The 23,744-nt window shown below is 58.6% G+C and carries 26 protein-coding genes, 2 pseudogenes and 1 riboswitch; of the genes and pseudogenes, 13 read left to right on the forward strand and 15 right to left on the reverse strand.

Annotation, left to right across the window (positions count from 1 at the left end; genetic code table 11):
• Positions 1–73: 73 nt before the first annotated feature.
• Entirely contained in the window at positions 74–886 is an 813-nt protein-coding gene (locus ASB65_RS13070) for a ferredoxin--NADP reductase (RefSeq protein WP_060724163.1), read from the forward strand.
• Between the two features lie 71 nt (positions 887–957).
• On the opposite strand, the gene ASB65_RS13075 is transcribed toward ASB65_RS13070, so the two are convergent.
• Positions 958–2,295: an MFS transporter gene (locus ASB65_RS13075; RefSeq protein ID WP_060724164.1), complete on the reverse strand. Its 1,338-nt coding sequence runs from the start codon at positions 2,293–2,295 to the stop codon at positions 958–960.
• Between the two features lie 133 nt (positions 2,296–2,428).
• Between ASB65_RS13075 and ASB65_RS13080 the strand changes: the two genes are divergently transcribed.
• Complete coding sequence (locus ASB65_RS13080; protein ID WP_060724165.1) at positions 2,429–2,932, forward strand: hypothetical protein; 504 nt, start codon at positions 2,429–2,431, stop codon at positions 2,930–2,932.
• Positions 2,933–2,977: 45 nt separating this feature from the next.
• Here ASB65_RS13080 and ASB65_RS13085 read toward each other — a convergent pair whose 3' ends face one another.
• From ASB65_RS13085 to ASB65_RS13105, 5 genes are all read right to left on the reverse strand, one after another.
• Positions 2,978–3,781, reverse strand: a complete 804-nt coding sequence (locus ASB65_RS13085) for an endonuclease/exonuclease/phosphatase family protein (protein WP_060724166.1) — start codon at positions 3,779–3,781, stop codon at positions 2,978–2,980.
• A 151-nt stretch (positions 3,782–3,932) separates the two neighbouring features.
• Positions 3,933–6,797: an aminomethyl-transferring glycine dehydrogenase gene (gene gcvP, locus ASB65_RS13090; protein ID WP_060724167.1), complete on the reverse strand. Its 2,865-nt coding sequence runs from the start codon at positions 6,795–6,797 to the stop codon at positions 3,933–3,935.
• The gene (gcvH, locus tag ASB65_RS13095) at positions 6,797–7,159 is read right to left on the reverse strand and encodes a glycine cleavage system protein GcvH (RefSeq protein ID WP_045016075.1); all 363 of its coding nucleotides are present in this window, start codon (positions 7,157–7,159) and stop codon (positions 6,797–6,799) included. The genes gcvP and gcvH overlap by 1 nt, the downstream gene beginning before the upstream one ends.
• A gap of 28 nt (positions 7,160–7,187) precedes the next feature.
• Positions 7,188–8,327 carry a glycine cleavage system aminomethyltransferase GcvT gene (gene gcvT, locus ASB65_RS13100; RefSeq protein ID WP_003502680.1) on the reverse strand — a complete coding sequence of 380 codons (1,140 nt, stop codon included), beginning with the start codon at positions 8,325–8,327 and terminating at the stop codon, positions 7,188–7,190.
• A gap of 154 nt (positions 8,328–8,481) precedes the next feature.
• Positions 8,482–8,569, reverse strand: a riboswitch (glycine riboswitch).
• 238 nt (positions 8,570–8,807) lie between these two features.
• On the reverse strand, positions 8,808–8,993 hold the full coding sequence (locus ASB65_RS13105) for a DUF3008 family protein (RefSeq protein WP_020012481.1): 186 nt from the start codon (positions 8,991–8,993) through the stop codon (positions 8,808–8,810).
• 165 nt (positions 8,994–9,158) lie between these two features.
• Here ASB65_RS13105 and ASB65_RS13110 point away from each other — a divergent pair, with 165 nt between their 5' ends.
• On the forward strand, positions 9,159–9,548 hold the full coding sequence (locus ASB65_RS13110) for a hypothetical protein (RefSeq protein ID WP_153463623.1): 390 nt from the start codon (positions 9,159–9,161) through the stop codon (positions 9,546–9,548).
• Between the two features lie 87 nt (positions 9,549–9,635).
• Positions 9,636–10,610 carry a copper chaperone PCu(A)C gene (locus ASB65_RS13115; protein ID WP_060724169.1) on the forward strand — a complete coding sequence of 325 codons (975 nt, stop codon included), beginning with the start codon at positions 9,636–9,638 and terminating at the stop codon, positions 10,608–10,610.
• A 223-nt stretch (positions 10,611–10,833) separates the two neighbouring features.
• Here the strand turns inward: ASB65_RS13115 and ASB65_RS13120 are convergent, their stop codons facing one another.
• Entirely contained in the window at positions 10,834–11,154 is a 321-nt protein-coding gene (locus ASB65_RS13120; RefSeq protein ID WP_060724170.1) for a hypothetical protein, read from the reverse strand.
• A 201-nt stretch (positions 11,155–11,355) separates the two neighbouring features.
• Here ASB65_RS13120 and crcB point away from each other — a divergent pair, with 201 nt between their 5' ends.
• The 6 genes from crcB (at position 11,356) to ASB65_RS13150 (ending at position 15,424) form a co-directional block, all read left to right on the forward strand.
• The gene (gene crcB / locus ASB65_RS13125; RefSeq protein WP_003502690.1) at positions 11,356–11,733 is read left to right on the forward strand and encodes a fluoride efflux transporter CrcB; all 378 of its coding nucleotides are present in this window, start codon (positions 11,356–11,358) and stop codon (positions 11,731–11,733) included.
• A gap of 65 nt (positions 11,734–11,798) precedes the next feature.
• Entirely contained in the window at positions 11,799–12,788 is a 990-nt protein-coding gene (locus ASB65_RS13130; RefSeq protein WP_003502691.1) for an RluA family pseudouridine synthase, read from the forward strand.
• Positions 12,789–12,793: 5 nt separating this feature from the next.
• A complete protein-coding gene (locus tag ASB65_RS13135; RefSeq protein ID WP_060724171.1) occupies positions 12,794–13,459 on the forward strand; it encodes an HAD family hydrolase in 666 nt (221 codons plus the stop codon).
• A gap of 29 nt (positions 13,460–13,488) precedes the next feature.
• Entirely contained in the window at positions 13,489–14,283 is a 795-nt protein-coding gene (locus ASB65_RS13140; RefSeq protein WP_060724172.1) for an ATP12 family chaperone protein, read from the forward strand.
• A gap of 60 nt (positions 14,284–14,343) precedes the next feature.
• Positions 14,344–14,832 carry a hypothetical protein gene (locus tag ASB65_RS13145; protein WP_003502694.1) on the forward strand — a complete coding sequence of 163 codons (489 nt, stop codon included), beginning with the start codon at positions 14,344–14,346 and terminating at the stop codon, positions 14,830–14,832.
• Positions 14,833–15,034: 202 nt separating this feature from the next.
• Entirely contained in the window at positions 15,035–15,424 is a 390-nt protein-coding gene (locus ASB65_RS13150) for a RidA family protein (protein ID WP_003502695.1), read from the forward strand.
• A gap of 60 nt (positions 15,425–15,484) precedes the next feature.
• Here the strand turns inward: ASB65_RS13150 and fghA are convergent, their stop codons facing one another.
• From fghA to ASB65_RS13165, 3 genes are read right to left on the reverse strand one after another with little or no spacing between them, the layout of a single operon-like run.
• Positions 15,485–16,318, reverse strand: coding sequence for an S-formylglutathione hydrolase (fghA, locus tag ASB65_RS13155; RefSeq protein ID WP_020012491.1), 834 nt, complete (start codon positions 16,316–16,318; stop codon positions 15,485–15,487).
• A 28-nt stretch (positions 16,319–16,346) separates the two neighbouring features.
• Complete coding sequence (locus ASB65_RS13160; RefSeq protein WP_060724173.1) at positions 16,347–17,006, reverse strand: DUF1345 domain-containing protein; 660 nt, start codon at positions 17,004–17,006, stop codon at positions 16,347–16,349.
• A 25-nt stretch (positions 17,007–17,031) separates the two neighbouring features.
• Positions 17,032–17,487: a YaiI/YqxD family protein gene (locus ASB65_RS13165; RefSeq protein WP_060724174.1), complete on the reverse strand. Its 456-nt coding sequence runs from the start codon at positions 17,485–17,487 to the stop codon at positions 17,032–17,034.
• A gap of 165 nt (positions 17,488–17,652) precedes the next feature.
• On the opposite strand from ASB65_RS13165, the gene ASB65_RS13170 reads away from it, so the two are divergent.
• Together ASB65_RS13170 and ASB65_RS13175 are read left to right on the forward strand one after the other, a co-directional pair.
• A complete protein-coding gene (locus ASB65_RS13170; RefSeq protein ID WP_035212514.1) occupies positions 17,653–18,105 on the forward strand; it encodes a DUF5680 domain-containing protein in 453 nt (150 codons plus the stop codon).
• 32 nt (positions 18,106–18,137) lie between these two features.
• Positions 18,138–18,941 carry a hypothetical protein gene (locus ASB65_RS13175; protein WP_060724175.1) on the forward strand — a complete coding sequence of 268 codons (804 nt, stop codon included), beginning with the start codon at positions 18,138–18,140 and terminating at the stop codon, positions 18,939–18,941.
• Between the two features lie 67 nt (positions 18,942–19,008).
• On the opposite strand, the gene ASB65_RS13180 is transcribed toward ASB65_RS13175, so the two are convergent.
• Positions 19,009–19,665 carry a peroxiredoxin gene (locus ASB65_RS13180; protein WP_035217366.1) on the reverse strand — a complete coding sequence of 219 codons (657 nt, stop codon included), beginning with the start codon at positions 19,663–19,665 and terminating at the stop codon, positions 19,009–19,011.
• Between the two features lie 332 nt (positions 19,666–19,997).
• On the opposite strand from ASB65_RS13180, the gene ASB65_RS13185 reads away from it, so the two are divergent.
• Complete coding sequence (locus ASB65_RS13185) at positions 19,998–20,648, forward strand: glutathione S-transferase family protein (RefSeq protein WP_060724176.1); 651 nt, start codon at positions 19,998–20,000, stop codon at positions 20,646–20,648.
• Positions 20,649–20,728: 80 nt separating this feature from the next.
• Here the strand turns inward: ASB65_RS13185 and ASB65_RS13190 are convergent, their stop codons facing one another.
• The 4 genes and pseudogenes from ASB65_RS13190 to ASB65_RS13200 form a co-directional block, all read right to left on the reverse strand.
• Complete coding sequence (locus ASB65_RS13190) at positions 20,729–21,367, reverse strand: DUF1062 domain-containing protein (RefSeq protein ID WP_233282988.1); 639 nt, start codon at positions 21,365–21,367, stop codon at positions 20,729–20,731.
• Between the two features lie 396 nt (positions 21,368–21,763).
• A pseudogene (locus tag ASB65_RS13195) lies at positions 21,764–22,159 on the reverse strand (cytochrome b); the annotation flags it as partial.
• A pseudogene (locus tag ASB65_RS28720) lies at positions 22,160–22,297 on the reverse strand (ISNCY family transposase); the annotation flags it as partial. It lies immediately after the preceding pseudogene.
• Between the two features lie 128 nt (positions 22,298–22,425).
• On the reverse strand, positions 22,426–23,427 hold the full coding sequence (locus ASB65_RS13200; RefSeq protein ID WP_060724178.1) for an IS30 family transposase: 1,002 nt from the start codon (positions 23,425–23,427) through the stop codon (positions 22,426–22,428).
• Positions 23,428–23,744: the final 317 nt, after the last annotated feature.

Genomic DNA, 23,744 nt, shown 5'->3' on the forward strand with positions numbered 1-23,744 from the left:
CAAACCGCGACAAAAATGGTATAATTGCCCGGTCGAAGAATGTCGCTTATCGAATGAATGGACGGAACCTGAAATGAACGCGCCAGCCAAGACGGAAGATTTCGCGATCAAGATACCTGATGGTGTTTACGCCGAGACGGTTTTGTCGGTGGAGCATTATACGGATCACCTGTTCCGTTTCCGCATGACGCGTCCGGCTGGCTTCCGTTTTCGATCAGGCGAATTCGCCATGATCGGCCTGATGGTCGGCGAAAAGCCGATCTACCGCGCCTATTCCATCGCCAGCCCGGCCTGGGATGAGGAACTGGAATTCTTCTCGATCAAGGTTCCTGATGGCCCGCTGACCTCGCATCTTCAGGCGATCAAGCCCGGCGATACCGTTCTGATGCGCAAGAAGCCGACAGGCACGCTGGTTCTGGACGCGCTGACACCCGGCAGACGGCTTTACATGTTCTCGACCGGCACCGGCATTGCGCCTTTCGCAAGCCTGATCCGCGACCCGGACACCTATGAAAAGTTTGAAGAGGTCATCCTCACCCATACCTGCCGCGATGTGGCCGAGCTGAAATACGGTTTCGATCTGGTCGAGGAAATTAAGAACCACGAATTCCTGAACGAGATCGTCGGCGACAAGCTCAAGCATTACGCCACCGTCACCCGCGAGGATTACCCCTTCAAGGGCCGCATCACCACGCTGATCGAGAACGGCAAGCTGTTTGCGGATCTCGGTGTGCCCGCACTCGATCCGGAAATCGATCGCGGCATGATCTGCGGTTCTTCCGCGATGCTGAAGGACACCAAAGAACTGCTTGAAAAGGCTGGTCTTACCGAAGGCGCCAACAACAAGCCTGCCGAATTCGTCATCGAGCGCGCTTTTGTCGGCTGATTGCATAACAAACTATGAGATTTCAGGAGGCCGTCAGGCCTCCTTTTTGTTTGCGCACTTCAGTATCGCTGTTAAGAAGCGGCGTCATCATTGTGTTTCGGCGCGATCTCGTTGCGATAGAGAAGAAAAAGCCCGATGGCGATAGCGGCAATGCCGCCACCGACGAGATGCGACAGCGAATAACCGCCCTTCGTCACCAGCCAGCCCGCAACGACATTGCTGAATGATGCGCCGATACCCTGAACCATCATGACGCTGGCAAGACCGACGTTAAAACGGCCGGTGCCCTTCAAAATCCTCTCCACCGCAACGGGGGTGACGATGCCGAGCAGGCCGGCGCCAACGCCGTCAAGAAACTGCACCGGGAAGATGACCCAGAAATCCGTAAAGGCCGAGGCAAGAAGGCCTCGTACGGGCAGGGCGACCAGCGCGACGATAAACACGGTCGAGAGACCGAAACGGCGTATCAGCCATGGGGCCATTGCTGCGACGAAGATCATTGCGAATTGCGCGACGCCGGTAATGATGGCGGTGGTGCGGAAGGGCGTCTGCAATTCGATGGCGAAATCCTGCGCGATCAACCGGCCCATCGGCGCGTTGCCGAAGTGGAAGACAAGCAGAATGATGGCGAGAAAGATCAGCCCGCGCTCCTGCAGCAGCACTTTGATACCGGATGGGCCGGGTTCCCCCTTGTCTTCAGCAAGGCCGCGCGCGACCTTGTGGTCGATTCGATCGGGGTCGATGGCCGCCGTCGCGACCAAGGCGCCTGCAGCGGTCAGCAGCATGAGGCCGATGATGCCGTTCATGCCGAAGAAGGTGACCACCACATAGGTCGCGAAAAGCGACGCGAAATTGCCGCCGTGGTTCCAGAACTCGTTGCGCGATATCTGATGGGAGAACAGGCGTTCGCCGACAAGGCCGAGCGTCAGGCCAGCAAGTGCAGGCCCGACCACGGCACCGACGACCGCCGTCATGATTTGGCCTGTCCAGACGATCCACACATCCGGAAAGATCAGCGTGATCAGCGCGCCGACCGTCACGAAAACGACGGGGATGGCAATCAACGTTCTTTTCCAGGTCGTACCGTCCACCAGCGCGCCGCAAAGCGGCGTGGCGAGCAGACCGACGAGACCGCCGACCGTGGCGATCAATCCCAATGAAAGCGAAGACCAGCCCTGTGTCGCTAAAAATGCGTCCAGAAACGGCCCTAGACCGTCGCGGGCATCGGCCAGAAAAAAATTCAGTGCTGCAAGGGCAAAAAGCGTGCGGTCTGAAATGCCACCGCTGCGAGGCAGACCGCCGGAAGGCAGGCTGCCGCGCGGTGCCGAAACGCCGATAATCGTCATGAAATATGCTCCGAAAAATATGCAAGAGGTGATCAGAAATTGATCGAGGCTGGCGAGAAACATCTGTGCCCGCGTTTGGTTGCATTGGCACGACAGAAATATAAGTCCTTCGATATTTTGCTCGTTGCAGAATAGGCCGGAGGAACGTTTCGCGGTGCAAGCGAGTTAGTCTTCGAAGAAAAACCGGATACTCGCCATGAAGACCAAGGCTCTCGCAATTTTATTTTCTGCCGGATTGCTCGGCGCACAGCCCGCGCATGCGGATGAACGCGAATTCCTTTCGTCGCTGAAAGGCACATGGGCGGGCAAGGGAACCGTGATTACTCGCATCGGCACGCCGCCCATCAATGTGAACTGTACGCTTAATTCCAATGCGGGGGCCTCGTCGCTCAACATGTCCGGCACTTGCCGGGGACTGCTCGTCGTAAGGCGCGCAATAGCCGCCGATCTCTCGGCGAAGGGTGGACGCTATAGCGGTGCCTATACCGGTCCTTCCGGTCGTCCGTCTGCGCTTTCCGGCAAAAGGCGGGGAAACGCGATCAACCTCACGGTCCGCTGGAATCGCGACATCAATGGTGATCGCGTCGCCGCCATGACCATCGAAAAGGTTGGCGCCAATGGCCTGCGCCTGCGCACCACCGACAAGGATGGCCGGACCGGCAAGACGGTGGTGACGAGCGATATCCGGCTGGTGCGCTGAGGCAGCGGGCCGTGAAAAAATGACAGACGAGGCTGCTCGGGGTCTTTAGCTGAACTCGAGCAGCAAAGGGCAGTGGTCCGAGACTTCCGGCTGCCCCACCACATTGAAGTGATCGACCTTCACAGCCGGATTGACCAGCATGTAATCCGCATAACGGTTCGCTTTGGCATAATGCGAGGTCCGCGTGTCGGTAAAACCGCGTGTCGTGACGAGTTCGATGAGGTCCAGTTCCTTCAGCACAGTGAAGGTGTCACTGTCGGGTAGAACATTAAAGTCACCGCAGACGACGATCCGGTCGCCATCTTCCGCAATGTTTTTGACAAGTTGCACGAGGCGTTTTGCCTGCGCCAGACGGGCAGGGATATCGTGTTTGCCATTGGGGTCGCGCAGCCCGTGCATATGGGCAATGACAACCGGCTGACCGGTCGTGAAATCGAAAACCCTGATGGCGTGACCCGTACGCGACCGTGGATGATCGCCGTATCCATCTGCGGAAAAGGTGCCGTGCACGAAACCCTGCGCCTGCGCAACAATGGCGATGGATTTGCGCACGAAGGTCGCCAGCCCCCATTGGGAAGGATACCTGATCTCACCATGCCAGAGATCGCCCTGCGCCGCCGGGCAGAAAATCGCCAGATGATTTGGCAAGGCCTCGGCGATATCGCTGAAGAAGTTCGCTCTTTGCGGCAGGTCGATGCCGTGATCACGATAGCTCAGCCAGTCCTGCAAGGCAGTCGGCGTGTGCACCACCTCTTGCAGGCAGAGAATATCGGGATCGGATGAGGCGATATAGGGAACAAGCTCGTCATGAAGCTTTCCGCCCCAACCATTCAGGCAAATCAGACGCATTCACACTCCATCACCGCTTGATTGTGGCACCCGTTTTAGCATGGAACGGATGACGATCAATCGTGTGCAGCGAGGTCGCGAAATGTTGTTGCCGTAACGAAAAAGGCCCGGATCGCTCCGGGCCTTTTTGTGTTTGTTTGCACCGAATGCCTTATTCGGCGGCTTCGGCGTAGGCCTCCATCGGCGGGCAGGTGCAGATGAGGTTACGGTCGCCATAGACGTTGTCGATGCGGTTCACAGGCGACCAGTATTTGTCGATGCGGAAGGCGCCGGGCGGGAAGCAACCCTGTTCGCGGCTGTAGGGACGATCCCACTCGCCGACGAGATCTTCTACCGTGTGCGGCGCGTTCTTCAGCGGATTGTTGGTCTTGTCCGCACGGCCTTCCTCGATGTCGCGGGCTTCCTCGCGGATCGCCAGCATGGCATCGCAGAAACGGTCGATTTCCGCCTTGGTCTCGGATTCCGTCGGCTCGATCATCAGCGTGCCGGCAACCGGCCAGCTCATGGTCGGCGCATGGAAACCGCAGTCGATGAGGCGCTTTGCAACATCGTCCACCGTCACGCCGCAGCTATCCGCCAAGGGCCGGGTGTCGATGATGCACTCATGCGCTACACGTCCGGTTTCGGACTTGTAGAGCACATCGTAAGCGCCCTTCAGCCGCTCGGCGATATAGTTGGCGTTGAGGATCGCCACCTTGGTCGCCTGCGTCAGCCCTTCGCCGCCCATCATCAGGCAATAGCTCCAGGAGATCGGCAGGATCGAGGGCGAGCCAAAGGGGGCAGCCGAAACCGCGCCCTCGCGACCGTCCGTCGTCGGATGGCCGGGGAGGAAGGGAGCAAGATGCGCCTTGACGCCGATCGGCCCCATGCCCGGACCACCGCCGCCATGCGGAATGCAGAAGGTCTTGTGCAAGTTGAGGTGGGAAACGTCCGAACCGATATCGCCGGGACGGGCAAGGCCGACCATGGCGTTCATGTTCGCGCCATCGAGATAAACCTGACCACCATGCTTGTGGGTGATCTCGCAGATCTCGCGAACCGTCTCCTCGAACACGCCGTGGGTGGACGGGTAGGTGATCATGCAGCACGAGAGGTTTTCCGCGTACTGCTCTGCTTTTGCACGGAAATCCTCGATGTCAATGTCACCGTTGTCCCGCACCTTCACCGGCACCACTTTCATGCCGACCATCTGTGCTGAGGCAGGATTGGTGCCATGCGCCGACGTCGGGATGAGGCAGACATCGCGATGGGTGCCGCCATTGGCGAGGTGGTAGTTGCGGATGGTCAGAAGCCCCGCATATTCCCCTTGCGCACCGGAATTCGGTTGCATGGAGAAGGCATCGTAACCGGTGACCGAGCACAGCTTTTCGGAGAGATCGTCGATCATTTCCTTGTAACCGAGCGCCTGATTGGCCGGCACGAAGGGATGGATGTCGGAAAATTCCGGCCAGGTGATCGGCAGCATTTCCGCAGTTGCGTTCAGTTTCATGGTGCAGGAACCGAGCGGGATCATCGAGCGGTCGAGCGCAAGATCACGGTCCGAAAGACGGCGGATGTAACGGGTCATCTCGCTTTCGGCACGGTTCATGTGGAAGATCGGATGCGTCATGTACTGGCTGGTGCGCAACAGCTCCTTCGGCAGGCGATATTCCGGCTCGAAATCCGAGATCGAGAAATTGCCGCCAAAGGCGCGCCAGACCGCCTCAAGCGTTGCCGGGCGCGTGCGCTCGTCAAGGCTCATGCCGATCTTGGTCGCGCCGACCTTGCGCAGGTTCACGCCTTCAGCAACGGCCGAGCGCAGGATGACGCCCTGCATGTGACCGACTTCGACGGTGATGGTGTCGAAGAAGGTTTCCGGCTCGATGACGTAGCCAAGCTTTTCGAGACCCTTGGCCATCAGCACGGCCTTCTGGTGGGTCTGCTGGGCGATCGCCTTGATACCCTGCGGGCCGTGGAAGACGCCGTACATGGAGGCCATGACGGCAAGCAGCACCTGCGCGGTGCAGATGTTGGAAGTGGCCTTTTCGCGGCGGATGTGCTGCTCGCGGGTCTGCAGCGACAGGCGATAGGCGCGATTGCCGCGCGCATCCACCGAGACGCCGACCAGACGGCCGGGCATGGAGCGCTTATGCGCATCCTTGACGGCCATATAGGCGGCATGCGGACCGCCGTAACCGACCGGAACGCCGAAACGCTGCGAGGTGCCGATGGCGATATCCGCGCCCATTTCACCTGGAGACTTCAACAGCGTCAGCGCCAGAAGATCGGCGGCGACGGCGGCGATGGCGCCGGTCTGGTGCAGGCGGGAAATCAGGCCCGAGAAGTCGCTGACATGACCGTGCGTGCCCGGATACTGGAAGATCGCGCCGAACACGTCGACCGGATCGAGATCGGTGAACGGGTTGCCAACGATCACCTTCCAGCCGAGCGGGGCTGCACGGGTCTCAATCAGCGCGATAGTCTGCGGGTGGCAATTGGCGTCGACGAAGAAGGCGGTCGCCTTGGACTTGGCGACGCGCTGGCACATGGCCATCGCTTCCGCAGCGGCCGTTGCTTCATCGAGCAGCGATGCGTTTGCGACATCGAGGCCGGTCAGGTCGCAGACCATGGTCTGGTAGTTCAGCAGCGCCTCAAGACGACCCTGGCTGATTTCCGGCTGGTAAGGCGTATAGGCCGTGTACCAGGCCGGGTTTTCCAAAATGTTGCGCTGGATGACCGGCGGCGTGATCGTGCCGTAATAACCCTGACCGATCAGCGAGGTCAGCACCTGGTTCTTGTTGGCCGTTTCGCGCAGGCGGTCGAGCGCCTCGCGTTCGGTCAACGCGGCACCCCAGGTCAGCGGCACCTTCTGGCGGATGGAGGAGGGAACGGTGGCGTCGATGAGCGCGTCGAGGCTTTTGTAGCCAACGACCTTCAGCATGTCAGCCATTTCCGACGGCGACGGCCCGATGTGACGCCGATTGGCGAAATCATAGGGCTGATAGTCGGTGAAATGAAATTCCGTGGGCGTCGTCATTACGCGATCAGCTCCTTGTAGGCTGCCTCGTCGAGCAGCGTATCGGCATCCGCGACGTTGGAAAGCTTCAGCTTGAAGAACCAGCCGGCACCCTGCGGGTCCGAATTGACCAGCGAGGGGTCGTCAACGATGGCCTGGTTGATTTCCACCACTTCGCCATCCAGCGGACAATAGACATCGGAAGCCGCCTTGACGGATTCAACGGTCGCTGCGTCGCCATCCTTGGAGAAGGTGGCGCCCACTTCCGGCAATTCGACGAAGACGAGGTCGCCAAGCTGTTCAGCGGCGTGGCTGGTAATGCCAACGGTGGCGATATCGCCTTCGAACTTCAGCCATTCGTGTTCTGCGGTAAATTTCAGCATCGTATTCTCTCCGGAGATGGGATGAAGATTATCGTTTGTAGGTGGGCTTGATGAAGGGCAAGGCAGCGACGGTGACGGGCAGATATTTGCCGCGCACTTCCGCAAAGATCGCCGTACCGGGAGCCGTGTAGGCCGTTGGTACGTAACCCATGGCGACGGGACCTTCGACCGACGGGCCGAAGCCGCCGGAGGTCACTTCGCCGATTTCCGTCTTGCCCTCGGCATCCGCGAAAAGCTTGGAATGGCCGCGCACCGGTGCCTTGCCCTCGGGCTTCAGGCCGACACGGCGGCGCGATGTGCCGTCTTTCAGTTCGCCGAGAATGCGCTCCGCACCCGGAAAGCCGCCCTCGCGATCGCCACCGGTGCGGCGCGCCTTCTGGATCGCCCATTCGAGCGAAGCTTCGATGGGGGAGGTAGTGGTGTCGATATCGTTGCCATAAAGACAAAGGCCCGCTTCGAGACGCAGGCTGTCACGCGCGCCGAGCCCGATCGGCTCGCAATCGGGATGTTCGAGCAGGGCCTTGGCGATCTCTTCCGCCTTTTCGGCAGGCACGGAGATTTCAAAGCCGTCCTCGCCGGAATAACCGGAGCGGGAGACGATGCAGGGGACGTCGTGCAGCGGAATTTCCAGCACGTCCATGAACTTCATTTCGGAGACGCCAGCCCACAGTTCTGCCAGAACCGCTTCCGCGCGCGGTCCCTGCAGCGCGATAAGCGCCCGGTCGTCGAGAAGGGTTATCTCGCAGTCGCCGGAAAGATGCGCCTTCATATGGGCGACATCGGCGTGCTTGCAGGACGCATTGACGACGACAAAAAGATGATCGCCGCGATTGGTGATCATCAGGTCGTCCAGAATGCAGCCGTTTTCATCGGTGAAGAAACCGTAACGCTGACGACCTTCCTTGAGGCCGAGAATGTCGACCGGCACCAGCTTTTCGAGCGCAAGTGCGGCATCGGCATTGTTGCCGGATTTCGCCTTCAGGATCACCTGGCCCATGTGGGACACGTCAAAGAGACCGGCGGAGGTGCGGGTCTGAAGATGTTCCTTCAGAACGCCGGCCGGATATTGAACCGGCATGTCGTAACCGGCAAACGGCACCATGCGGGCGCCAAGCGAAAGATGCAGGGAATGCAATGGCGTGATGTCAAGCTCGGCGGTATCGTCCAAGGACGCCTCCAGGGTTGCGCGAAAGATCGCGCGGGCTCAGGTCATGACGCGAGAAACGCGCCGGGTTCAAGAGCCCCCTCTGTCCTTGTCGCCTGAGATTGTTATCCCTTCGGCGAGCCGTCCTTATGAAAGGTGGCTTCTCTCCAGAGTTCCGTCGTCACCGCTGGTCCTTTTGCCTGAGAGTTTCCGGGGCGGTTGCTCCTTCGGCACCGCATTGAAGCGGTTTCTCCCAACGATGATGCGACGCTCATTATCTTCGAAGGCCCGTTATTGGCAAGGACGAAATGACGCATCTGAACAGATTCTTGCTCCATCTGCGCCATCGACATCTATCCTGTCCGGTATGACGGTTTTGAGACCGCGTTTCGTACCCGTCGGAATAGCCCGGTCGATGCGGCTCGCATGGGCGCGATGAGGCTTTTCTAGCGCGTGGATTTGGGCTGGCGAGAAGTGGATTTGGGCTGGCGAGAAAAGGTGTTTCTAATCGGATTTTTTCTCCGGCAGGCCCTTGCGTTTCGTCGAAGCGAAATCCTCAAGTTCCTTTTCTGTCATAGACTTCTCCATGCTTTTTGAAGCACCTTGTAAACTGGATTTCTTCGTCTCACCCCTTTTGGCGGCGAGTGCGGCGCCGGCGGCTTTCTGCTGGGCTTTCGATTTGGCTGGCATGTCGGTTCTCCCTTCAAACGGTGGTTCCGACGGGGAAATGCCGCCTTGCGGCGATTGTTCCCTTGCAACTGTTAAGCCTGCGGCAAAATTCCCCTTTGAAATCGGCAGGAAAGCGGGATATCGCATGGGATTATGGATGCAAATCAAAAACGACGGCTGACAGGGATGGAGAAGGTGCTTCGCATTTTCTGCGCGACCCTGATGTTGTCGCTCGGTTTTGCCCACAGGCCAGCACTTGCCGTCGCCCCGGAGGTTGTTCTCGACGAGAGCTACCGGCTTCCGGATGGCACCTTTGCCGAAATCTGCCTCGGCCACGCCGGTGGTTTGAATGCCTCCCACACCAAGGACAGCCCGGCCCATTCGGGTGACGCTATCCTCTTCTGCGAGGCGTGCCTGCTGGCATCGTCCATTCTTCTGCCCATGCCCGATACGGAAGGCTGGCTGAAGACCCAATTTGCCTGGCTCGACAATCGTCTCTCTGCGGAATGGAGCTTCCGCTCCGTCCTGACGATCCAGCAACCCGCCGCGCGCGGCCCGCCACCCCAGTCCGCCTGATTTTTCGTTTTAACGGGATAATCGCCGTCTTTGGCGGCACGGAGCGGCTGCGCAGACCCAGAGGGTAGCAGTCGCAGGGACAAGCAAATGAAAACCACCAAGATCATCACCTGCGGCCTTTTCGTCGCCTCGGTTTCGACTGCACAGGCTTTTGCCCATGCCACATTCGTTGAGGGTTCGGCCGAACAGGACAGCACCGTCGTTGCGGCCCTTCAGGTGCCGCATGGCTGTGACGGCGGGCTCGCCACCACCGAAGTCCAGATCAAGCTGCCGGAAGGCTTCATTTCCGCCAAGCCGCAGCCCAAGGCCGGCTGGGAGCTGGAGATCATCAAGGGCGACTACCAGAAGGCCTATAAGAACCACGGCAAGGAGATCAAAAGCGGTCCGATAGAAATTCGCTGGAAGGGCGGCAACCTGCCGGACGAGTTTTACGATACCTTCGCGGTGCAGGGTAAGATTTCCGGTATCGCAGCGGGGCAGGACCTGCCTTTTAAGGTAACGCAGCTTTGCGGTGACAAGGGCAAGGTATCCTGGGATGAGGTCGCGGCGGTCGGCGTCGATCCCCATTCCCTGAAAAGCCCGGCGCCGACCATCAAGGTCACCGCCAAGGCGCATGCGGGTGGCCATGACCATGCCGGCATGAGCATGGATATGGATGTCGTGAAGGCCGGCAGCCTCGAAGTGTCTGGCGGCACGACCAAGGCCATGTTGCCGGGCCAGCCCGTGGGCGGCGGCTATGTGTCGATCAAGAATACCGGCGATAGCGACGACAAGCTGGTCGGCGTTGAATCCTCGGCTGCCGGTCGTGCCGAAATCCATGAAATGGCCATGGTCAACGACGTCATGAAAATGCGCAAGCTGGATGACGGCATCGTCATTCCCGCAGGGCAGACAGTGGAGCTGAAGCCCGGCGGTCTGCACATGATGTTCTTTGATGTAAAGAAGCCCTTTGCCGAAGGCGACAAGGTGCCGGTGACGCTGATCTTCGAAAAGGCCGGCAAGGTCGAGATCGTGCTCTCCGCTGGCGCAGCCAAGGGCGGCAGCGACCACAAGCATAATTGACCAATGAAAAGCGGCTACCGGAACGCGTGACAGGTCCGGTAGCCGCAAGATTTTTCATATATTGTATTTGTTCTTCAGCGCCGTGATGGAAAAAGGGAGAGGGCATCTGCCATCGCGATTTTCCGAATTCGGTCGAAAATATCTAGAAAATCAAGCTGACACCAAGCTGAACGCGAATGTCCGTTCGACGTGGTCAAGAGACCGAGAAACCAAATTAAGATACCTATATATCGGTATGATCTAACACGTCATTTCTTGGTTTTTGTGTGGTGCTGTTTTCCTCATAGGCCTCAACGGCCTGCTCTAGTGTCGCCTGCGGCTCGTGGCGCTGGCTGGCAACGGTCAGGAAATAGAGCGTCAGGGCGGGTGGCTTGATCACCGTCATCATGCCGCGCAGCTGGAAGTCATCCCCACCTTCGGCCTTGCGCGCCAATTCGTGAATGGCCTCTTCCACTTCGCTTTTGCGCGGAACGCGCTGCGATGGCTTCACGGCTTCCAGCGCATAGGCTGCCGTATTCGCGGAAACAGAAAGAACCTGTGTCATCCAACCCCCGGCAATTGTCGCCGACCCTTAAAAAAACGAGATTAGCAGCCGCATCTTGTTGGAAGGCTAAATCGCGACGCTGCAATTTAATCGTATTTTAGTGGACGAAGACGCCTGCCAAAGGGCTTTCGTCCGCTGTGCCCTTGGTCTAGAAATGCGTCGGACTTCACAGGTCCGGCAATTTCCGGAGATACCATTCCCATGATCAATATCGCTCTTGTCGCGACAGGCGGCGCCATCGGTTCCGTGTTTCGTTATCTGGTCGGCGTCTGGAGCGTGCGGCTGGCCGGGCCCAATTTCCCCTGGGGAACGCTTGCGGTTAATGTGGTCGGGTCTTTCCTCATCGGTCTGCTGGTCGAGCTTGTGGCGCGGCGGCTGAACGCCTCGATGGAAATGCGCCTGTTTCTCGTCACCGGCGTGCTCGGCGGGTTCACGACATTTTCGTCCTTCTCGCTCGATGCGGTGGCGCTTTTCGAACGCGGTGCGCTCGGCCTTTCGGCCGTTTACGTCCTTGCAAGTCTTGTGGTTTCCATTGCCGCGGTTTTCGCCGGGCTGGCCTTGGGCCGCAACTTGTTCTAAAGGCTTGATCCAAACGGCGCGCCGAACAACGGGCGCGCGATCAAGACAGAGAGACTGGAAATTTCATGGCAGGTATCGAGCATATCAAGGTCGGGGCCGACGAGGCCGGTATGCGCCTCGATCGCTGGTTCAAGATTCACTATCCGGGACTTGGTTTCGGACAGTTGCAGAAGCTGTTGCGATCCGGACAGGTGCGCGTGGATGGCGGCCGGGTGAAGACGGATGCGCGGGTGCAGCCGGGACAGATGGTGCGCGTGCCGCCGGTCGATTCCGATCTCAAGGTCAAAAGCGGACCGATCGGATCAAGGGATCTCAAACATTCGGAAGACGCGGAACTTCTGGCGCGCATGCTCTTGCATGAAGACGACAAGGTTTTCGTTTTCAACAAGCCGGCCGGCATCGCCGTTCAGGGCGGTTCCGGCGTCAACCGCCATATCGACGGGCTTCTGGAAGCCTGGACCAGCCCGAAGGGCGAAAAGCCGCGTCTGGTGCACCGCCTCGACCGCGATACCTCCGGCGTGCTGGTGGTTGCCCGCACCCGCGGTGCTGCGCAGAAGCTGACGGCCGCCTTCCGCGAGCGCGACACCAAGAAGACCTATTGGGCGCTGGTCAAGGGCGTGCCGCGCAAGCACCAGGACAAGATTTCTACCTGGCTGGTCAAGGAACAGACCATGGATGGCGACCGCATGCGTATCGCCAAGCATGGCGAGGAGGGGGCCGATCACGCCGTTTCCTATTACCGTGTCATCGATACCGCCGCGCAGAACCTCGCCTGGCTGGAGATGGAACCCTATACCGGCCGCACCCATCAGCTCCGCGTTCACGCGCTGCATATGGGCCACCCGATCATCGGTGATCCCAAATATTATATCGACGATCCGAACTGGGATTTCCCAGGCGGCATCCAGAAGCGCCTGCATCTGCATGCGCGCCATATCGACATTCCGCATCCGAATGGGGGCCGGCTTCGGGTCAGCGCACCTTTGCCGCCGCATATGGTGCAGACCTGGAACCTGCTCGGCCTCGACGTGGCCGATGGCGACAGGGAAGACTGAAAGCTATGAAGCTCGTTCTTTTCGATTGCGACGGCACATTGGTGGACAGCGCCGGCCTGATCCATGCGATCATGGTCGAAACCTTTGCCGATTTTGGCAAGCCGCGGCCTGATATCTCACAGACCAAGGCAATCATCGGGCTGACGCTGGATATCGCCATCGCCCGCATGCTCGGCAAGGCGCATGTGGATGAGGAGGCGCTGGCAATGACGCAGCGTTACAGGGAAGTTTATCATCCCCTGCGCGAGCGTCCCGAAATGACGACGCCGCTCTTCGACGGTATCGCGCCGCTGATCGACACGCTTTCGAAACGGGACGATGTGCTGATTGGTGCGGTGACCGGCAAGGGAAGGCGCGGGCTCACCCATATTCTCGAAACCCACGGCTTTGCCGAACACTTCATCGTTTCGCGCACGGCGGATGATTGCCCGTCAAAGCCGCATCCGGCCATGGTCATGGAGTGTTGCCACGAAACCGGCATGGTTCCGGCCGATACTATCGTGATCGGCGATGCGGTCTATGACATGCAGATGGCCAAGGCTGCGGGCGCAAAAGCGATCGGCGTCGCCTGGGGTTATGCTTCCGCCGATGAACTCTGGACGGCGGGCGCAGATGCGGTAGTCAGCCATCCGCGTGAAATTCCGGCCTATGTTCCTGCCGATAATCTCTAACCTTTCTATCCGACTGATGAGGACGTGCCATGCGTGATCTCCTGAACGACCTTTCGGAGGGCCTGAGCCACCCCGACCCGATCCTGCGCGCGCAAATCCAGATGCAGAAACCTTTGCCGAAGCGTTTCTACAAGGATGTCACCGTCGGAGAGGTGGAGGAGGGCGGCTTTGCCATCCTTCTCGATGGCAAGCCGCTGCGCACGCCCGCCAAGAAGCCGCTGACCGTCCCGTCGCACGCGCTGGCTGAACTGCTTCGCGATGAGTGGGATGCCCAGAAGGAGGTGGTGAACCCGGTGGTCATGCCGGTATCGCGCCATGTGAATACCGCCATCGATGGCGTCGCCAACGACACCCAGGCGGTTTTCGAGGATATCCTCCGGTTTTCCTCTTCCGATCTCCTCTGCTATCGCGCCGGTGACCCGGAAGCGCTGGTTGCGCGGCAGACGGACCATTGGGATCCCGTGCTGGACTGGGCGGCCAATGTGCTCGGCGCGCGCTTCATTCTCGTTGAAGGCGTGATGCATGAAGACCAGCCGCGCGAAGCCATCGCGGCTTTCGCGGTAACGCTGAAGAAATATGACACACCGATCGCACTTGCCGCTCTTCACACCATGACGTCGCTGACCGGCTCCGCCATTCTGGCGCTTGCGCTGGCGGAAGGGCAGCTGACGCAGGAGGAAGCATGGGCGCTTGCCCATCTCGATGAGGACTGGACCGCCGAGCAATGGGGGGAGGACGAGGAGGCGCTGGAGCGCCGCGCCGTGAGGCTTGTCGACATGCGCGCGGCACTCAATGTTCTGGAGTCCCTGAAGAACGCTTCTTAACGCTTTTCTAACCCTGATGGCCGAATATGCGGTTACCTCACGTAAGGGGAGCCGCTGATCATGATCACCACGCTGAAACGCCTTGGCATTCTTGTGCTGGCGTGTTTCACGCTCATGTCTTTCAGGCTGGAACCGCAAGCGACCAATACCGACCGGCTGCTTTACGATGTGCGCGGCGCATTCGTCGCCGCCCGCCCGGATGTCGCTCCGGCGCTGATGCAGTCCATTCATGCGCAGGTGCAGAATGCGATCAAGACCACGGCGCGTGGAGAGACCCGCCCGCGCGTGGTGCTGACCATCCGTCTCGCATCCGTTACGCGCGGCCCCTTCCTGTTCGGAGAAAGGGCGTCGGCCAAGGTCATCGTCCGCGCCGCCGCCGTGGCGACGGGAGAAGTGATCGCCGAAGCCAAATTCACCGCCACTGTCGTCAGCTTCGACAATCAGTCTATCGAGCAGGAACTCGCCTATGGCGTTGCAGAACGGGTGATCCGCGAATTCAGGCTCAGCCGATCCGGCCCGACGACGCTTGCGACGGCGCTCTTCCCGTAACGTCCGCGGAAGCGGTGGCACAATCACGATGCGTCGTTTCTCAATGTCGCGCCACCATTGGTTCCGCGTCGCACTCACATACATCGCGTATATTTATTTGACATACGCAGTGTATGTTCCTATCTCGCATACGCAACGTATGTAAACTGGACGCTGACGCTATAGAGCGCGGCATCGTCACTCAGCTGAAAGAGAGATGGAAATGAGTAAACGCGAAGCAATTTTTCCCGCCCACAGGCACGCGCTTTACGAAGAGCACGGCTACTCTGCTGCCATCAAATCCGGTGATCTTCTATTCGTTTCCGGCCAGGTTGGCAGCCGTGCCGATGGAACGCCTGAACCTGATTTTGAACGGCAGGTCCGGCTGGCCTTCGAAAATCTCAAGGCAACGCTCGAGGCGGCGGGCTGCACTTTCGACGACATTGTGGATATCACGACGTTCCACACGGATCCGGAAAACCAGTTTGGAACGATCATGACCGTCAAGCAGGAGATTTTCAGCCAAAAGCCTTACCCGAACTGGACCGCTGTCGGCGTCAACTGGCTCGCGGGCTTCGATTTCGAGATCAAGGTCATTGCCCGTATCCCTTAATAGCGGGTCAAACCTGAAACGGCGGCGCTCACAGGGCGCCGCCGGCTTGCTTCTCCACCCTTATCCAAGCCGCTCGGCATGCCATTTCAGATGGTCATCCATGAAGGTGGAAATGAAGTAGTAGGAGTGGTCGTAGCGGTCATGCATGCGCAACGTCAGGCCGATATCCGTGCCCTTGATCGCCTCTTCGAAGAGCCAGGGGCGCAGGCCTTTTTCAAGGAAACTATCGGCCTTGCCCTGGTCGATCAGGAACTCGGGAAAACGCGCGCCATCCTCGACCAGCGCACAGGCGTCGTATTGACGCCACGCGGCCTTGTCCGCACCGAGATATTTTTCCAGCGCCGGTTCTGACCAGTCGGCTGACGAGGGAGCCACGATCGGTGCAAAGGCAGAGCAGCTTTTGAAACGGCTGGGATTCTTGAGCGCCATGGTCATCGCGCCATGGCCGCCCATCGAATGGCCGAAAATACTCTGGCGGCTCATATCCGCACGGAAATGCTGGCCGATGAGGGCGGGCAGTTCTTCCGTGACATAGCTGTACATCTGGTAATGCTCGGACCAGGGTTCCTGCGTGGCATCGAGATAAAATCCGGCGCCCTTGCCCATCTGCCAGTTGGTCAGTTCGTCCGGCACGTCATTGCCGCGCGGGCTGGTGTCCGGGCAGACGATGATGAGCCCGAGTTCGGCGGCCATGCGGCGATATTCGCCTTTTTCCATGACGTTGGCATGGGTGCAGGTGAGGCCGGAAAGATACCACAGGACGGGGCAGGGCTCATGGATCGCCTTCGGCGGCACGTAAACCGCAAAGGTCATCTCACATTTCAGGGTTTCCGATACGTGCGAAAATACGCCCTGCATGCCGCCAAAGGCCGTATTTTGCGAAATGATGTTCATGAAGACATTCCTTGTGAAAAAATCCGGCTCAGCCCGCAAGCGAGACCGCGGCATTGACCGCCGCCGCTACCAGAACTGTGTTGAAGAAGAAAGAAACGATGGAATGCAGCAGCGTGACCTTCCGCATGGCGGTCGTGGTTATTCCCACATCCGATGTCTGCGCCGTCATGCCGATCACCACGGCGAAGTAGAGAAAGTCGTAACCGCAGGGTTCCTTGGTCGCCGGAAAATCCATGCCGCCGCGATGCTGCCGCTTGCCGTCCACCGTGGCCGGCCGCCAGTAAAGATGGGCGTAATGCAGGGCTGTCATGGTGTGGATGGTCAGCCAGCCCAAGATCACCGAGGCAAAGGCGATGAGCAGCGTCCAGACCGTCTCGCCTGTGTGGTTGAGCGCCTGGAACAGCGACACCACAGCGACAGCGACGGCTAGCAGCGTGACGGCGATGATGGCGACTGCGGGCAGATCGTCACTATCGGCATGGGCCTTCAGATGCTGCGCCGTCAGGCCCGACAGGCGAAAGCCAATCAAAGTGAGATAGGTCAGGAAGAACAGAACGGCCGCGATCTCGATCGCCAGCGGTGGCGCCAGAACCAGAGCCAGGCCAAGGCCTATGGCGCCGACGAGAAAAGCAATGACGAAAGGTTGATGGCGGCGATAGCTGCTGCTTTTCATATTGGCCGTGGTCATGGGTGGCATCTTTCTGTTGGCACCGTCACTTTTTGACACGGCGGCAGAAACGGTCAAGCGTCTCCAGAAAGGCGGAGCGGTCGCGCGATGAAAAAGCCGCGTTATATCCCTTGCTTTCACCGGTTTCACGCAGATGCGCACCAAGGTCGCGCATCGCCGTCGCCATCCCGATATTCGACTGGTCAAAAACGCGACCCGTAGGCCCGGTGACCAACGCACCCTTGGCGACACAGCGTCCAGCCAGCGGCACATCGGCGGTGATGACGATATCGTTTTCGCCGGCATGATCGGCGATCCAGTCGTCCGCAGCGTCGAAACCGGCGGAAACAATGACGTTTTTCACCATGGGATCGCGCGACGGGCGCAGACCGGAATTGGCGACAAAGGTCACTTCCAGCCCATGCCGTTCCGCCACCTTGAGAATCTCCGGCTTCACGGGGCATGCATCGGCATCGACATAGATTTGCGGGTTCTGCGGCATGGACACTCTTTTCGGATATTTCCTGCCACGCTTCTAAGCGCAAACGCCGCGATTACCAAGCCCACGACAGCTGAAATACGGGATGGATGGTGGGCGCAGGCGGTACTTGCGACGATCGTAAAAACGGCATATGTTCCCTTTATGTTCTTGTTTTCGAGGGATACCATGCTGGAAGAGTTCATCGTGCAGGCCAAGTCTGCCACGTATGTTGGCGGCGGCAACAAATCCGCGACGCCAACGCGCAAGGGATCGCACGATCTCGGCTATCAGAACGGCGACTGGCACTATATCGACAGCTATTTCGGGGGAACCGATTTCATCGGTCAGGAGGTCGTCTGGCATCAGGGGACGGCCCTCTGGGCGATGAGTTATTACGGCCGTATCCTCCGGCCCGATATGATCGACGGCGCGACAGCCGGCATGGTCATTCAGCAGTCGCTTTCCACGCTCTATCGGGAGGGCCGCTTTCTTGGCGGCTTCACCCACCCGGTGGAAAATCTGGTCTATGTCGATACGAATGCGGGTGAATTCCGGTCCTTCACCGGCGTCGAGCGCATTTACCGCGGACATGTCGAGACATACCGGCTTGACTATCATGGCGGGATCATAAAGCCATAGAGCGCAAGAAATGCCATGGACGGGAATTTGCAATGGCAAATGGCGACGCTCAATTTTTCAAGGCGACACTCTATTTCGACAGCAAACCCGCGATCTCGGATGTGACCCTGATAGAAGCGTGGGGTGAGGAGGGATATGAATGCGAGCGGTTGGGCGAAAAGGGCGTGTTTGACGGACTGCGCGGTGCAACCAGGGTTTTTGTCGGTACTCCCGAGCCGGTCGTAGCGACGCCGGTTGCGCCGGCCAAATATCCGGCAGTTGCAGAGGCAAGGGTCGACTGGTCAAAGACCTTTTGTATCGATGCAAAAGCGGCATATGACGATTTCACCCGTGCGACACACCAATGCGAGTTCAGATTTCTCATCCTGGCGGATGAAGATGATCCAGACATCGCGCATAACGAGATCGCCTCGACCCTGCTCGGCATCCATCAGCTCGCCCCCATGCAGGCGGTTGCGTTGCACTATCTGGACATGATCGTCGGCCGCGCCAATCTCGATGACTATCTGAACTATGCAAACAGCCATCTGGATCAGCCGCAGCAAATGGCGACGATGCTGGCCTTCGGAGCCTTTGTGACGGAAGAGGGGGAAAAGATCAGGGCCTGGACAACGGGTCTGGAACATTTCGGCCAGACAAATCTGCTTTTCGATAGCCCAGCGGGAGATGCGACGGAAGCGCTTCTCACCATATTCGGCCTCGGACATCTCGTTGTCAACGGACGACGCTTCGCCGCCGGTGAAGCCATAACATCTTTCGATCTTCTTGCGCGCTTCACCCCCGCCGAACTCGATGATCGGCCAATGCTGCTCGTCGCGAAGCAGGAAGCCGGCTAGGGCGCGCCGTCATGCCCCAGAACGGATGGGACGATGCGTTTTCACCGCCCCATCACAGGTTTCAAAATCAGCCGGGCTGCTTGGTCTTGCGCAGATAGGGAAGAACCGTGTCGTAGGAGCCGAAACGAGCAATCGCATCTTCGTTGGAAACGGCTGCGGTGATGATGACATCCTCGCCCTGCTTCCAGTTGGCAGGTGTCGCCACCTGGTGTTTGGAGGTGAGCTGGATGGAATCGATCGCGCGGAGAATTTCCTCAAAATTACGGCCGGTGGTCATCGGGTAGGTGAGGACCAGCTTGATCTTCTTGTCGGGACCGATGACAAAGACGGAGCGCACGGTGGCGTTATCGGCAGGCGTGCGGCCTTCGGAACTGTCGCCAGCACCGGCCGGCAGCATGTCGTAGAGCTTCGCGACCTTCAGGTCCTTGTCGCCGATCAGCGGATAATCGACGTTGAAACCGGTCGCGGTGCGAATGTCGTTCTTCCATTTTTCATGGCTCTCAACCGGATCGACCGAAATGCCGATGATCTTCACGCCGCGTTTTTCGAATTCCGGCTGCAGGCCGCCCATCGCACCAAGTTCCGTCGTGCAGACGGGCGTGAAATTTTTCGGATGCGAAAACAGGACCGCCCAACCGTCGCCGATCCAGTCGTGAAAGCTCACCGGACCATGGGTGGTCTCGGCGGTGAAGTCTGGTGCTATATCGTTGATACGCAGGCTCATCTGATGCTTTCTCCCTGATGATTTGAAGTGAAAATCTGATGGTTTTCGACAATTCGTGTCCGGCGCTGGAGCTTAGAGTTTTTGCATGAAATGGCCAGCCTTTTCATCCGGCCTCAGTGGCGTTTGCTTCAGCCCCACAGAGATTTAATGACCCTGATTTCCATCGTTTGTCGCAGTTGCGCGATTTCCACCCGGTTGATTGTTTCAGGAGGACAGGATTACTCGAAAGGCGATCCCGGCGTTGTTTTCGCTCATCCCAGCGCATATTGTGACGCAACGTCAGGCGACGGCATTCCGGGGCGTTTCCGCACAGGGAGTGATGGAGAACAGCAATGACAATCACCATTACCGCCTTTGAACACTCGCCCGATGGCGGCAAGGGTCTCGCCCGCGATATGCGCGTCCGCTGGGCGTTCGAAGAAGTGGGCCAGCCCTATGATGTCCGCCTTCTTTCCTTCAAGGCGATGCGGGAGCCGGCGCACCTTGCGCTTCAACCCTTCGGGCAGATCCCGACCTATGAGGAGGGTGAACTCGTCTTGTTTGAATCCGGGGCGATCGTGCTGCATATAGCCGAACGTCATGCCGGCCTGTTGCCAGAGGATGCGGATGCGCGGGCGCGTGCGATCATGTGGATGTTCGCCGCACTCAGCACCATGGAGCCGCCTATCGTCGAGCATTTTGTCGCCGGTTTTCTCGAAAGGGACAAGAGCTGGCACAGCGAGCGCCTGCAGATCGTCCATGACCGTATTCGCAAACGGCTTGGCGAACTGTCCCACCGCCTCGGTGACGCCGACTGGCTCGACGGCGGATTCAGCGCTGGCGATCTGCTGATGGTGTCCGTGCTGCAAAGGATAAAAAGCTCAGGCATCCTCGACGAATATGAGAACCTCTCGGCCTACGTCGCCCGGGGCGAAGCGCGCCCCGCCTATAAACGTGCCTTTGCCGACCAATTGGCGATTTTCAAAGCTGCGTCGAACGGCTGAGCGACGGCCGGAAAGACCGCGGCTGCGGTATAACCCAGTCTCAGCGCGAGGGTCTGACCTGACAGACCCTCGCGACACTTTTAGAAACCCACCGTCAAGGGTTTCAGGAATAGCTCCCGATCGAAACCATCGCAGCACTCGATCACAATGCGGGTTCCGTTCTTGAGACGTCGCCGCAGAAGGTCGGATGGTGCCCGTATGGTGCCGCCATCGTGAAGCTTCTGCAGCATCGACCGTGAAAGCCCCAGTTCGGACGCCAGCAGACGATCAAGGCGTATGCCGGTCTGAAGCGGAACCGTGAGATCAATCTCGGCCTTGGTCCAGTCGGGAGGTTCGTCCTTGATCTTTTTCTCGATATCGAACTCGGGAAACTCGTCGATGCGTTGCGATTTGCGTCTCAGGGCTTCGAGGTTGAATGTTTCCGCTCTTATCCATTGCGGATCGTTCGACTGCAGCGCTTCCATAACGGAAGGGCTGATGTCGCGGACATTCTGCCGCTCGAAAATCGGCCGGTTCCAGCTTTTGTCGCAGATCAGGCATTTATAGATGAGCCAGGCATCCAGTTTGCGGCCGTTGGCATTAAGCCGGATCTTGCCGCTGGCTTGAAACGCCCTCAGCTCGCCACATCCGCTGCATGCAAGCCAGGGCTGGGGCGCCGTTCGTGGTGTAATGGTCCATTGGACCCGAAGTACATTGCACATATTGTCTTGGTCTTCCATTTGGAAGTCCACCAAGATGGTGCAGGAGAAAACCCTGACGGGAACGGCGTGGCGATGTTTCGGGTGGGTGAAGAGCTGAGACAGCAAAGCTGCGCAGGGCACATTTTAACAATGCCAGACCGGTCTCTTGCCACCACCCGATGAACGTGATCATACGCCGACAGCCTGTGGCCGTCCGCAGTACGGGTGAAACTGGATTGAGACCGGTATTTACTTAGGCAAAGTCTACCTCGATGCGCCAATGCTCTTCGGCGGTAACGATAACAAATGATCGGTCAGAAATGGAAGCATGCGGCGCGCTCAGCGGCCGAAAGCCACTGCGATGTGACTTTTGCGCAACTTCGGGTAGCCTGCCCATTCCGCGGTCAAAACGATGTCACCAGATGGGCTGCGACTCTATTTCCGGGAGGACACAGTTTTGCGCCTGTTATTCGCGGCTGCCGGAGACGGAAGCATACGCCGGAGGGTTGAATCTTTGCGGATGAAATGGTGCCATAGCGCTGCCGTCACATGTAGAAATACGATGGCTACGGCGAGATAGGCGAGGGTGGCATGAACCTCTGTCCAGAACGCCTCCGCCTGATCGGAAATCGCCAGAGGCAACCCCGGCACGACCACGAGATCGAAGACGTAACTTGGGATTTGCAGGGGAGCCGTCAAAGCGACGGCCCAGCCGGCGAGGGGAACGGCAAGGGTAAGGAACAGCAATGCGACATGAGCGGCCCGCGCCGCGAACCTTGAAACCGGGCCTTCGCCATCGACAGGCTGCGGCTTCCGGCTGAAAGCCGACCATTCCAGAAGACGGCGGACCTGGCGCTCGCTCAGATCAAGCACATGCGACGCCGACACCATAGTCATCCGACCGGCAATCACCTTCGACAAAATCTCGATCCGCTGCAGATCACGCTCGGTCATCGTAATCAATCCCATCTGCAATCTCCCAGACGTCAATCAGACCAGGGGAGTGTGACATTCCAACTTTGCAGGATCAGGACACTTTAACTTTGCGGTGGAGAATCTTCCCCAAGTGCATCATGCCTGTTTTACAGGGTAGGGGATTAGACCTCCTCCTGCAAATGGGCCATGAACGCTTCGGCCGGCCTCCTGTAGCCCAGGCACTTTCTCGGCTGGTTGTTGAGGATACGTGCGACCTGGTTCAACGTTGCCTGCGACATCTGGCTGAGGTCCGTGTTCGACGGCCGGAAGCGGCGGATGCGCTTGTTGGCGTTTTCCACCGCACCTTTTTGCCAGGGCGCGCTTGGATCACAGAACCAGCTTCGTGCGCCGATACCATCTTCCAAAGCCCGGAATGCCGCAAACTCTGTGCCGCGATCGAACGTAAAGCTTTGACGTGCGCAGGCGGGCAGGCTGGAGAATGCACGCACGATCTTGTCCATGATCGGTCGCGAATGTCGGCTCGGGTTCTTGATCAGAACAGTATAGCGGCTTTTGCGTTCGACAAGTGACGTCACATTGGCATGGCCAAACGGACGCTCGAATATGATGAGGTCACCCTCCCAGTGCCCGAACCGCGATCTGTCTCCAATAAAATCAGGCCTTTGCGATATGCGATGGCCTGCTGGAAAAGCACCATTGCGCGGTTTTCTGGAGCGGAGAGGACGACGCTTGCGGCGCGCTTCCGGCAGGTATTGATAGAGGCCGAGCGCATAATCTTCCTTGCTGTAAATGAACCGGTAGATCGTTTCGGCGGACACGCGAACAGGGCTTATTCCCTCCGACAGCAGACGCCCGGCGATCTGCTCGGGAGACCATCGAGCCTTGAGTTGACGGATGACGTCGGCTCGCAGATCCGGATGGCGTCGCAGCTTGCGCAAGCGTCTTCGTCGCTCGCGGGTCAGTTGATCAGCGATCGTCCCGAAGTAACCGGTGTACTGGGGAAGCTCACGGTCATGGAAGGTGTTGCGACGGATTTCGCGATAGATGGTTGACCTATGGCGTCCGAGCCGGCGGGCCATCTCGTTGATAGTGACTTTCTGATCAACGAGACGATGAAGAAGGCGACGATCGGCGAGGGTCAATTGCGAATAACATCCGGACATGCGAAAATCTCCAAAGTGAAGCCATTGAAATCACTGGCATGTCGCACTTGGAAATAGAATGTACCCGGCTAAACACAATGTCACAGCAAATTAGAGATGAAACAAAGTAATCAATTTAGAAACGCGACACCACAATATCGATCATTACATAATTTTCAAGATTTTATATTCAGGCATTCTCTGAGGTGAGCCGCCGTCCGGGTGGAGCTGGTCAGGGTTGCGCAGCCCGGTCGGCGGCGGATGGCTCGACAAACTGGATAAACTTTAGCTTTGACAGCCCGATCACTCCGCCGCCTTCAACCGCGCAAGGGCGTTCT

Origin of the sequence: Agrobacterium tumefaciens str. B6 (genome assembly GCF_001541315.1) — a bacterium.
GTDB classification, from domain to species: domain Bacteria; phylum Pseudomonadota; class Alphaproteobacteria; order Rhizobiales; family Rhizobiaceae; genus Agrobacterium; species Agrobacterium radiobacter.